The sequence below is a fragment of the uncultured Campylobacter sp. genome (assembly GCF_938017705.1).
Taxonomy (GTDB): domain Bacteria; phylum Campylobacterota; class Campylobacteria; order Campylobacterales; family Campylobacteraceae; genus Campylobacter_B.
In genome coordinates this window covers 1-10775 of the sequence record NZ_CALIIS010000178.1, presented here as the reverse complement: position 1 = coordinate 10775, position 10775 = coordinate 1, and the positions used below count along the sequence as shown (strand labels likewise).

General features: G+C 48.2%; 12 protein-coding genes. 4 read left to right on the top strand and 8 right to left on the bottom strand.

The genetic code is table 11. The features are described 5' to 3' along the window. Positions 1-16 precede the first annotated feature (16 nt). The 8 genes from Q0605_RS08440 to Q0605_RS08405 all read right to left on the bottom strand — a co-directional run bounded on the left by Q0605_RS08440 (position 17) and on the right by Q0605_RS08405 (position 6517). On the bottom strand, positions 17-1483 hold the full coding sequence (locus Q0605_RS08440; RefSeq protein WP_298706121.1) for a hypothetical protein: 1467 nt from the start codon (positions 1481-1483) through the stop codon (positions 17-19). 34 nt (positions 1484-1517) lie between these two features. Then, on the bottom strand, positions 1518-2237 hold the full coding sequence (locus tag Q0605_RS08435; protein ID WP_298706118.1) for a TerC family protein: 720 nt from the start codon (positions 2235-2237) through the stop codon (positions 1518-1520). A gap of 613 nt (positions 2238-2850) precedes the next feature. Then, on the bottom strand, positions 2851-3414 hold the full coding sequence (locus Q0605_RS08430) for a ribonuclease HII (protein WP_298706115.1): 564 nt from the start codon (positions 3412-3414) through the stop codon (positions 2851-2853). Continuing rightward, positions 3411-3836 carry an RDD family protein gene (locus Q0605_RS08425; protein WP_298706112.1) on the bottom strand — a complete coding sequence of 142 codons (426 nt, stop codon included), beginning with the start codon at positions 3834-3836 and terminating at the stop codon, positions 3411-3413. Before Q0605_RS08425 ends, Q0605_RS08430 begins: the two co-directional genes overlap by 4 nt. Positions 3837-3931: 95 nt before the next feature. Continuing rightward, a complete protein-coding gene (gene pyrE / locus Q0605_RS08420; protein ID WP_298706108.1) occupies positions 3932-4543 on the bottom strand; it encodes an orotate phosphoribosyltransferase in 612 nt (203 codons plus the stop codon). 3 nt (positions 4544-4546) lie between these two features. Further along, a complete protein-coding gene (gene frr, locus Q0605_RS08415) occupies positions 4547-5104 on the bottom strand; it encodes a ribosome recycling factor (RefSeq protein WP_298706105.1) in 558 nt (185 codons plus the stop codon). A gap of 101 nt (positions 5105-5205) precedes the next feature. Then, positions 5206-5727, bottom strand: a complete 522-nt coding sequence (secG, locus tag Q0605_RS08410) for a preprotein translocase subunit SecG (RefSeq protein WP_298706102.1) — start codon at positions 5725-5727, stop codon at positions 5206-5208. A 94-nt stretch (positions 5728-5821) separates the two neighbouring features. Further along, positions 5822-6517 (bottom strand): Bax inhibitor-1/YccA family protein, encoded by a 696-nt coding sequence (locus Q0605_RS08405; protein ID WP_297880079.1) that lies wholly within the window; start codon positions 6515-6517, stop codon positions 5822-5824. A gap of 131 nt (positions 6518-6648) precedes the next feature. Between Q0605_RS08405 and Q0605_RS08400 the strand changes: the two genes are divergently transcribed. From Q0605_RS08400 to Q0605_RS08385, 4 genes are read left to right on the top strand one after another with little or no spacing between them, the layout of a single operon-like run. Further along, on the top strand, positions 6649-7317 hold the full coding sequence (locus Q0605_RS08400) for a carbonic anhydrase (protein ID WP_297943776.1): 669 nt from the start codon (positions 6649-6651) through the stop codon (positions 7315-7317). After that, positions 7283-9397 (top strand): mechanosensitive ion channel family protein, encoded by a 2115-nt coding sequence (locus Q0605_RS08395; RefSeq protein WP_298706097.1) that lies wholly within the window; start codon positions 7283-7285, stop codon positions 9395-9397. Before Q0605_RS08400 ends, Q0605_RS08395 begins: the two co-directional genes overlap by 35 nt. Next, a complete protein-coding gene (locus Q0605_RS08390; RefSeq protein WP_005870938.1) occupies positions 9390-9563 on the top strand; it encodes a hypothetical protein in 174 nt (57 codons plus the stop codon). Before Q0605_RS08395 ends, Q0605_RS08390 begins: the two co-directional genes overlap by 8 nt. Beyond that, the gene (locus Q0605_RS08385; RefSeq protein WP_298706094.1) at positions 9563-10294 is read left to right on the top strand and encodes a superoxide dismutase; all 732 of its coding nucleotides are present in this window, start codon (positions 9563-9565) and stop codon (positions 10292-10294) included. Before Q0605_RS08390 ends, Q0605_RS08385 begins: the two co-directional genes overlap by 1 nt. Positions 10295-10775 lie beyond the last annotated feature (481 nt).

The window sequence follows — 10775 nt, the reverse complement described above, 5'->3', positions numbered from 1 at the left end:
GTTTGAAATTCGCCTTTCAAAGCATAAGGCTAAGCAGCAGCAAAAATCCGATGAAGCTTAGGGCGTTGCCGAAGGAGCCGCCGATGTGATCGCCGAGCTGCGTCAGCACGAGCGCGCCGCCTAGACGCAGACCTATTTGTAGCGCCACGCTCGCGATAAAATCTATCACGCGCCGAAGTCCGCTGCGCGTATCGCCGAGCTTCATGCCGCGGCTTTGATTCCAAAGCCCGCTTACGCGGTAGTCTTTGTAGCGAGCGCGGAGAATATCGCCGTTTTGCAGCTCGAAGCTCTGCGAGGCGTCCTTCGCCTTGACGGATGCCGCGGTTTTGGCGGAGCGGGCGGAATTTATAGAATTTGCTGCGTTAGCGGAATCCACAGAGCTTGTGGAATTTGCTGATTTTGCAAAATTCTTGATGCTCGCAGAATTTGTGGAATTTTCTGCGTCTAAATTCTTAAATTTCATGCAATTTTCGCCGTCCGCAAGCTCCGCTAAATTTTGATCCGAACGTAGCGCACCGGAGACGATCTGCAGCTTGCTATCGCCCGATAAATATACCCCGTCCAGCGCGAAGCCAAAATAATAAACGTCGCCGCTTTGCAGCACGCGCACGCCGCTAGCATAGCCCTCCGCTTCGCCGCTTCGCTTGGGCTCTTTGGAGTGCGGAAGCGCTGCGAATATGCGTCCAAACTTTGCGGCGCGCCAGTCTCTTCGCATAAACCTAAAGCTGCAATACGCAAAAGGCGCGAGGATGAGCAGGGCTAGCAGTCCGGCAGGAGCCCTTGCATCAAAGATAAAGATTATGCAGTAGATGCTCATCGCGGTCAGCGCTACGCCGAAGGCTGCAAATATTGCGGCGAGCGCCGTGCTACCAGCGTCCTTCCAGCGCTGCGCGCCTAGGCTTAGATTAACGAAATCTAGTGGAAGGGCGGAAGCAATGGAGTTTACCGAAGCGCCGTCACGGCTCTCGCGAGTAGAATTTAAAGAGGCGGAGCCGCTTAAATCTTTGCGGATAAAACCTAAAGCGGCGGAGTTTATGCCGCTGCGATCTTTGTCCGATAAATCAGATGCTGTAGAATTTTGACGTACACTTGCCGCGGTATCACTATGTGTGTCGCAGTCTAAATTTGCGGCGGTGGAATTTCCGCTACTTGAAACTTCGCAGCTAGGGCGCTCTGCGGAATTATCGCCGCTTAAATCGGCGTGGCTTAAATCCTCGCGGCAGGAATTTAAGCCCCTCGAAGCCTCACTGCCGAAATTTAAGCCCAAAGCTTCATCTTCATAGATTACCGCCAGCTCGTCGCCCTCGCGTATCGGCAGATAAAGCCCGTCGCGCCTTAAGTCCAAATTTCCCGCAAAGCGCAAGCGCTCCAGCGTAAAGCTAAATTTCGCTATGTCTGCAGCTGCAGGCTCAAGCTTCAAATCCCTAGCCGTGCCGCGAGCAAGCTTGATCTGCCGCGGCGAAAGAAATTTAGCAAAGCCCATGCGTGCCTTTCAGATCTCGCAAAATTTCGCCCCTCTATTTCGCGGCGGATTTTTTGCGGATCTGGATATTGATGAGCTCCACCAGCAGCGAAAACGCCATCGAGAAGTAGATGTAGCCCTTAGGTATGTGAAAGCCCAGGCCGTCGGCGATCAGCGAGACGCCCACTAGGATCAAAAAGGCAAGCGCTAAAATTTTGATCGTCGGGTTTGCGTCCACGAAGCGCGCGATCGCGCCGCTAGCGAGCATCATCACGCCCACGGCGATGATCACTGCGAGGATCATCACGGGCAGGTGCTGCGCCATGCCCACGGCGGTGATGACGCTGTCGAGCGAAAAGATGATGTCCAAAACGGCGATCTGCACGAGCGTGCCGCCGAAGCTCGCCTTGCCGCCGCTAGCACTATGCTCGTGTGACTCGCCGGTGGCGCTGGAGTGGATCTCGAGCGTGGATTTGACGAGTAGAAACAATCCGCCGCCGATCAGCACGAGATCGCGCCCGCTAAAATCGCGCGCAAGCACGCTAAATAGCGGCTTGGTAAGCCCCATGATCCAGCTTAGGCTAAGAAGCAGCAGTATGCGCGTGATCATCGCAAGCGCGAGCCCCATTATGCGGGCGCGCCCGCGCTGTGCTTCAGGCAAGCGGCCGCATAAAATCGCGATAAAGATGATATTGTCGATACCAAGCACGATCTCAAGCCCCGTGAGCGTCGCCAGGCTGATCCATGCCTCGGGTGAGGCGATCCATTCAAACATCGGTTTCCTTTGGGTGAAATTTAAGCCGTGATGATAGCGAAAGTTTGGTTAAAATTTCTAAATTTTACCGCCTTCGTGCGCGAAACTGCGCGGGGAATTTCGCGCTTGATTTCGCACGAAATTCCGAACCTCGAATTTTAAAATTTTGAGTTTTGATACGGCGCGAATATGACTAAATTTAGCATATATCAGAATTTTAATTTATTTAGTGCAGCGCGGGACGATATTCATGCTGCGCAAAATTTCACTTTCTAAACTGCTGCGGAGTGAATGCGCGGATAGATTTACGAGCTAAATTTTAAATTTAGGCGCGCGTTTGCTTTATCAAAATTCGTTTTGAAATCCGCGTGCAGCTAAAGCCCGCAGGCGGCATACCTCGATCGAGGTTGGCGGATAAAGGAGCGGCAAATTCCAAAATTTAAAGATAGGTGCCGCGACAAGTAAATTTTGATGACGGGCGCTGCAATGCGGGTAGGCTAAATTTTGGCGCCGAATACACACAGAGCGTGCAAAGTTGGAATTTAGCGCCGAATGCACGCAGAGGGTGCGAGGTCGAAATTTAAGCGGGCGCGTCCTAAGCAGCGCGAAACAAATCTCAGCGAAAGAAATTTCGTTAATCAAACAGCGAGGGTTGTAGCGATTTGATCTTGTAACTTGCGCGGTGAAACGGCGTGAGCCCGTAGCGCTCGATCGCCGCGATGTGCGCGGCCGAGCCGTAGCCTTTGTTTTGCGCGAAGCCGTATTGCGGATAGCGCTGCGAAATCTCATGCATCGTGCGGTCGCGCGTGACTTTGGCAAGGATGCTCGCCGCGCTTACTTCGGCGATTTGCGCGTCGGCCTTTACGAGCGTCTGAAGCCCGCGTACGCCGAAGGTTGCGTTGCCGTCGTAGATGATCTGTCCGCTAAAACCCATAAAATACGCGAGAATCTGCTCAAGCGCCGATCTTAGGCAAAGGCTCAAGCCGATCTCATCGACCTGCGCGCTTGAAATTTCGACGATTTTGTAGCGCGAGTTTTTGATGATCAGGGCGTAAAGCTCCTCGCGGCGCTTTTCGTTTAGTTTTTTACTATCGGCAAGTCCTGCGATCTCGCGCTGCAGCACGCAGCCCGCGACGCAAAGCGGCCCCGCAAGACAGCCCCGCCCCGCCTCGTCGATACCGCAAATCTGCCCGCTCACTGCGCGTCCTTTCGCACGACGGGCGCAGTCCCGCTTAGCAGGTCGTGTAAGTTCAGCCTGTCTTTGCGAAAAAAGCAGATCAAAAGCCCCACGATGCTAAAGCCTGCAAATACGAAGCACGCAAAGCGAGCTAGCGCCCTAAAAAAGCTTACTTTGCGCCCACTGCGAACATCGATGAGATAAAGCCCCGCGAGCTTATAGCCCGGCGTCTGAGCGCTGCGGGCGTAAAATGCCGCACAAATAGCGCCGTACGCGAGCCAGATAAGCGCGATCGCGGCTTGGTTACGCCACAGAGCTTCCTTTGAGCCCAAGATGAGATAGGTAACGCCGTAGAATAGGGGCATCGCGATGATGAAAAGATCGACGATGAAGGCCTTTACGCGCAGAAAAATCGGTGAAATTTTAGCTTTTTGCTTTGTCATTTTGATCCGTTTTGGATTAAATTTTAAAATTCCGTCGCGCTAAAGCCGAAGGATAAAATTTAATCTCGTTGCAGTTTGCTAGCGGCAATCGGCGCCTAGTTTCCGCGACTGCCCGGCTTGATCGCCTTGCTTCCAGTAGCACAAAGCGGGCAAGTCGCGGGCTCGTAAATTTCAAACTCGAAATTGCCTAGCGCAAAAAACGGCTTATCCGCGAGCAGCTTGGCGCCAGCCTTTGCACTGCTGCCCGCTAAATTTGCAACCTTGCAAAATCCGCGATTGGCAAGCGCGGCAAAGCCCACGACCTCGCCGCCGAGGTTTTCGATGAGCCTGGCGCTCTCAAGAGCCGAGCCGCCCGTCGTGATGATGTCCTCACAGATGATAAATCTCTCGCCCTTATGCACTTCAAAGCCGCGGCGCAGGCTCATCACGCGATCTACGCGCTCAGTAAAGATGAAGCGTTTTTTTGCCGCGCGAGCTAGCTCGTAGCCCGCTAAAATTCCGCCCAGCGCGGGCGAGCAGACGCTATCAAACTCCACGCCCGCTTTTTCGATGATCGCGGCAAGTTCGTCCGCAAGCTGTCCTGCGAGCTGCGGATCTTCAAGCACTTTGGCGCTTTGCAGATAGAATTCCGAGTGGTTGCCGCTTGAAAGCAGAAAATGCCCCTGCAGATATGCGCCGCAGTCGCGATAGATTTTTTCTATATTCACAGCTCAAACCTTCAAAAGCTCGGCTTCTTTGGCCTTAACTGCGTCGTCGATCTTGCTTGAGTAAGAGTCGGTGATCTTTTGCACCTCGTCGTAGCCCTTTTTGGCGTCGTCTTCGGAGATCGCTTTGTCTTTTTCGAGCTTTTTGATCTCGTCGTTGGCGTCTTTGCGGACGTTGCGAATGCCGATTTTAGCCTTCTCGCCCATCGCTTTGGCCTTTTTTGCGTTTTCTTGGCGTTGCTCGATCGTCATCGGCGGGAAAAATAGTTTTACGCTCTCGCCATCATTAGTAGGGTTTACGCCGATATTCGCCGCTGCGATCGCGCTTTCGATCGTCTTTAGCATCGGTTTTTCCCACGGCGTGATCGAGATCGTTACCGCATCGGTCGAAAGGACGGTCGCGACCTGATTTAGCGGAGTTTGCGAGCCGTAATAATCCACGAAAATATGATCTAGGATCGCCACGCTCACCTTGCCGGTACGTAGCGTCGTAAAGTCCTTTTTCAAAGCCTCGATAGCTCGATCGCCGTTTGCTCTTTGCTCTTTGTAGATAGCTTCTAGCATTCAAATCCTTTAAATAAAATTTGCGGAATTATAGCGTTAAAAAAATAAGAATAGCATTTAAAAGCGCGGATTTTGCGCTTTTAAATTTTAAAATTTAGAGTTTATTTAGTTGTGTTTTGATCTGCGGAAGCGGCGCTGGCATTGGTATCGCTTGATGCTTGCGACCGAGCAGACGCACTAGCTGCGGCAGTATCGGTCGCAGGAGCTGCGGGCGCTTCGATTTTCGTATCCGTCGCATTGGTCTCGCCGCTAATTATGGAATTTGATTCGGTGCTTGCCGGAGCGAAATTAGGCTTTGCGCCTGAAGCTGGGATGGACGGCACGCCAGGGACAGCGTTTGGCACGGATTTAGTAGTATTTGCTTCAATCTTTACGCGATCGACTACGGAAGATTTAGCATCTTGCTGATAGAAATACGCAAGCACGAGTGTATTTATCACGAATAAAATTCCCATCGCGGCGGTAAATTTAGCTAAAAATCCCGCCGGACCCTTCGCCCCAAATAAGCTTTCGTTGCTGCCACTGTATGCGCCAAGCCCGATAGAAGAGCTTTTTTGCAGCAGGACGGAGATCGTAATTATCACGGCGAAGACGACTTGTAAAACCAAAAATAACGTAGTCACTATAAAACCTTTTGAAAAAATTGAATTTGCGATTATAATAAAAGATTTATAAATTTTAAGTTAAGAGTGCACCGCACGAAGCGGTGCGTAAAATTTAGTCTCTGCTTGCGCCGAAAATTCTTAGCAACGAAAGGAAGAGGTTGTAGATGTTTAGATACATATCTACGGCAGCCATTATCGGTGAAGTATAGGTGCCGTTTATAATATTTTTAGTATCGTAGATGATATACATCGAAAAGATTAAAGCCGAAAAAGCTGAAATCGCTATATCAAGCACGGTGCTTTTGAAAAAGAAGTAGTTCAAAAGGCTTAGCACGATAATAGCCACAAGCGATACCAATAGCGGCTTGCCCCAAGAATCGAAATTTGTCTTTGTATTCATCGCATAAACGGTAAGAGCACCGAAAGTAATCGCCGTAGCCACAAACGCATGCGTTACTACGTCTCCAGCGCCTGCTGCGATATAAATAGCGATCAATTTACCTAGAGTAAGACCGGTAATAAAGGTAAATGCAAAAAGCAAAACTAGCGCGATCGTATTAGCACCGCGATTTACGGCTGCTTGCATACCGAAGATCAGCCCCATTAAAACTACCAGATATAAAATCGGATGAAGAGCCAAGCTCACGCCGAAACTCATCGCCACAAAAGCCCCTGCCGCCGCAGCTATCATCGAAGCGGTTAGAAGCGCGTAGGTTTGTTTGATAGTCTGAGAGATTCGTCCTTGTTCTAGTGATGCGTCCGATAGCTCATAGCCGTCCGCATAGTTTCGTCTGTCGTATAGACTCATATTTTTCTCCTTCTTTTGATTTATGAGCGGGGAGTTTAGCGAAAATTTGGTAAATATATAATTAAAAATTCCCAGAATTCTATCTATTTATGAAAGTAATATATAATTCCCGACTTTTTTAAGGAGAAAGTATGCCCAGCCAGTTAATAAATGGAGCTATTAAATTTATGGAAGAAAATTTTGCCGAGCATGCCGAGCTTTTCGGAAGTCTAGCAAATCATCAAAAGCCCCACACGCTTTTTATCGGCTGCTCCGACTCGCGCGTAGTGCCAAGCCTAATTACCTCGACGCTTCCAGGAGAGCTTTTCGTAGTACGAAATATCGCAAACGTCGTTCCTCCATACCGCATTAGCGAGGAATTTTTAGCGACTACCTCAGCGATTGAATACGCGCTATATTCGCTAAATATCAAAAATATCATCGTTTGTGGGCACAGCAACTGCGGGGGCTGCGCGGCGCTGTTTTATGACGCAAAAAAGCTTGAAAAAATTCCAAACGTAAGGCGCTGGCTAAATTTAATGCAGCCTGTAAAAGACGAGGTCGAAAAGCTCAAAGATCTCGGCGCCGACAAGCGCGAGTGGATCACCGAGCGGCTAAATATTATAAATTCCATGCAAAATTTACTTAGCTTTCCTGGCATCAAAGACGCCTACAAAAACGGCGAGATTAAAATTTACGGCTGGCACTACGTCATCGAAACGGGCGAGCTATTCAACTACGACGACGAAGGCGCGCATTTTACGCTATTAAATAAGGGAATGGATTATGAAAAAATCTATAATCAGCTTTTTAACGATTAGTCTTTTTAGCGCCGCTTTAGCGTTTGCAGACCTCAACACGACCGGCGAGGGAAGCTTTGTAGAGACGAATTCTTCCGCGCCCGAGGCAAATCTTACTTTAGAAAACAACAAAACCGAGATCAAAAAGGAGGTCGCTAAAATTCTATCCAAATCGCTCGGTGCGGAGGATGGCAATAAAACTGAAGTAATAAATATGATCGCAGAAAAGGTCGCTAAAACGGAGACTTCGCAGAAAAAAAGCGCAAGCGACGTGACGCTGATTTCGGTCGTAAACGAGATCAAAAAGTTAAATTTACAAAAAAACTCCCTGCTTGCAAGCGGCGATAAAAATGCGAGCAAAAACGAGCTGGACGCGATCGAGAGAAACAAAGCGAAGCTTTTCGATCGCCTACCTTTTGCTATCACGCAGCAAGATATGGATATCGAAGCGGTGATGTCCTACGCCGAGAATAAAAAGAGCATCCAAAGCACGCTTAAAAGATACGCCAAAAGGCAAAATTCCCCCGAGTATATCAACGCGAGCGCAGATCTTGAAAAGATGGAGATGTCGGAGATCTTTTATACTTCGCTTATGAAGATTGAAAATATGTTTGTAAACGGCGCCAATAGAAGCGAGCTGGAGAGCGAGCTAAGCGGTACGATATTAAATTTACAAACGAGGGATTTTTCCAAGCTTGCCGATCTGAAAAATAATCTAAGCAATCAAGAGCAGGTGGACGCCTTAGATGCCAAGATAACCGATTTGAAAAACGATAAGCAGACTTACGACGAGGTGCTTGAATATCTCGCGCGAAACAGCGATCTGCTCGCGACCAACGTCGTTTTTACGAGTTTAAATTTTAAATCGGTGATCGATTATATCAACGATAAAATTCCGTTTAAACTCAGCCACGTAAATTTCGGCAAGCTCATTCTAATCACGCTGATTACGCTATTTTTCTACTCGCTTCGCAGGCTGCTTGCTAACATCATCTATTTCGTATTTAAATTCTTTAATAAAAGCTTTTCTCTGGATAGCGAAACTCTAAAAACGCAAGTAGTAGGCATTATCAAGCGTCCGATGGGTATTTTGCTGATCGCTTATTCGGTCGATATCTGTCTTAGTATATTTTATTATCCGGCGCCTGTGCCGATAAAATTTGCAAATTTATTCTCGATCGTTTACGTGGTGCTTTGGGCATGGCTCATTATCGAAATCATCGATGGTTACGGTATTGTCGTGCTTGGAAACATCACGAAAAAAGGTGTCAGAAAAGATATCATAAATTTGGTCGTTAAAATTTTATACGTCATCGTAATCATCATCGCCGTGCTTTTGGTGCTAAAGCGTCTAGGCTTTGACATCTCGGCGCTTATGGCATCGCTTGGAATCGGCGGACTTGCGATCGCGTTTGCGACCAAGGACATCATCGCGAATTTCTTCTCATCCGTGATGCTATTATTTGATAATTCATTCTCGCAAGGAGACTGGGTCGTATTAGGAGACATAGAAGGAAACGTCGTAGAAACGGGCTTTAGAAAGACGACGATCAGGACCTTTGATAACGCTCTTGTTTTTGTGCCGAATTCCAACATAATGGCGCAAAATATCAAAAACTGGAGCCGTAGGAAGGTAGGACGGAATTTAAAGCTTACCGTGGGCGTCGAATACGGTGCGAGCACGGCTCAACTTCGAAAGTGCGTAAACGACATCAAAGAGATGCTAAAATCTCACCCGGGTATCGCTCAATCTGCAGATACAGCATTAAATTCTAAAGATTTTCGTATGCGCTATAGACAAAATATGGTCTCTATCGACGATTTAGCGGGCTATAAAAGCACTATGTTCGTGGCGTTAGATAGCTTTGGCGATTCGTCTATTAATATTTTAGTTTACTGCTTCACAAAAACCGTAATATGGGCAAATTTCATCCAAACCAAAGAGGATGTTTTATTTAAAATAATGGAGATCGTAGAGCAAAACGGACTATCGTTTGCCTTCCCATCGCAGAGCGTTTATATCGAAAATATCCCGGAAATAGCAAGCGAATGCGTAAAATCAAAAGTAAATTCCAACGACAGAGGAGAGCAAAATGGCTGATTTCGATGACTTCGAAGACGAAGAGTTCGATGAGGACGAATACGAGGACGATGATTTAATCGGAGGCGACGAGAGTTACAACTACAACTACGACGAGGACGATTACAGTTACGAAGACGACGACGGTTTTAATGATTATAGCGATTTGGACAGCGAGGATTATTAGTGTTTAGATCCAGGGCGCTGCCTTTTGATCCGCGCACGAATAAAATCGCGAGCTTGCAAAGCTTAAAATTTCATCACGGTGGGCTTTGCGAGGACTACGTCTCCGCCCTAAATCGAGACATTGCGGATACGCCGATACAAAACGCGGATCTTTTTACGATCATCACGCAGTCGTTTAAGCAGGCGTGCGGCGAGGAGTGCGAGTTTTCGCAAATTTCAAAGCTTTATCAAATTTGCCTAGGTTTTAGCCGTATTTTTAACAACGCCTCTGAAATTTACAACCACGATTTTTACTTCGACTGTATCGCGCAGCCAAGTGAGCCTAGCGGCGAGCTCGCGGACGCTTTAACGCAGGCTTTCGGCGGGATGGAAAATTTTAAAAGCGAGTTTTTAAAGCGCGCGCTGGGGCTTTTCGGCAGCGGCTGGTGCTGGCTCGTGTGCGACGAGCGCAGCACGAATTTAGAAATCATCACGACGCAAAATGCAGACACGCCGATCGCACGCGGCAAAATTCCACTGCTTGCCTGCGATCTTTGGGAGCACGCCTATTATGCCGATCATCAAAATGCGCGCAAATCCTACGTGGAGAATTTCTTGCATTTTGCGGATTTCGGCTTCGCAAGCGACGCCTATGCGTGCGCGAAAAAGCAAGGGCTTGGCTCCGTGAAGCTCTACATTAGCGAGCTTCATCCAGCCGCATCTTCGCGCTGCGATTGCGGATGCTGCGGGTAGATTTGGGCTTTCGTTACACAACTTCGAGCGCTGCGGATTTTCGGCTCTCTATGACCGCCGCGCGCTAAATTTATAAACATTTTTCGCCTTTTGACGCCGTTATTTTACCTTGAGAATACTGTGCCGCGTAGCTCCAGGGTTGCTGTGAATGCTTCTAGCTCATTATCTCGCCACATGCTAAATTTATTTTTAGCCCATTTGGTACCTGCGTATTGAAATTTAACGCTACGAGCGAGCATCTTGCAAAATTTTAAAGTTGCAATAAGCCCATGAAATTTTCATACCGAAATAAGCAGCGCATTCTTTGCTTCCGTAATTATATAGAGAGGCACTCTCTGCCTCCCTGCTTTGTTCACCCATGCCCTATTCGTAAAATTTTGTTTAGTAAAGCGGTTGGTAAATTTTAAAATATCAGCCAGATAAAATTTGCCGCGCCAAAGACAAGGTTGCGGTGAATTTGAATTTGGGCCTGAATAGCACG

What these genes read in the sequence shown, in the direction of transcription:
- Q0605_RS08440 (WP_298706121.1), bottom strand. Translation starts at nt 1,483, where the DNA reads ATGGGCTTTGCTAAATTTCTTTCGCCGCGGCAGATCAAGCTTGCTCGC.
- Q0605_RS08435 (WP_298706118.1), bottom strand. Translation starts at nt 2,237, where the DNA reads ATGTTTGAATGGATCGCCTCACCCGAGGCATGGATCAGCCTGGCGACG.
- Q0605_RS08425 (WP_298706112.1), bottom strand. Translation starts at nt 3,836, where the DNA reads ATGACAAAGCAAAAAGCTAAAATTTCACCGATTTTTCTGCGCGTAAAG.
- frr (WP_298706105.1), bottom strand. Translation starts at nt 5,104, where the DNA reads ATGCTAGAAGCTATCTACAAAGAGCAAAGAGCAAACGGCGATCGAGCT.
- Q0605_RS08405 (WP_297880079.1), bottom strand. Translation starts at nt 6,517, where the DNA reads ATGAGTCTATACGACAGACGAAACTATGCGGACGGCTATGAGCTATCG.
- Q0605_RS08400 (WP_297943776.1), top strand. Translation starts at nt 6,649, where the DNA reads ATGCCCAGCCAGTTAATAAATGGAGCTATTAAATTTATGGAAGAAAAT.
- Q0605_RS08395 (WP_298706097.1), top strand. Translation starts at nt 7,283, where the DNA reads ATGAAAAAATCTATAATCAGCTTTTTAACGATTAGTCTTTTTAGCGCC.
- Q0605_RS08390 (WP_005870938.1), top strand. Translation starts at nt 9,390, where the DNA reads ATGGCTGATTTCGATGACTTCGAAGACGAAGAGTTCGATGAGGACGAA.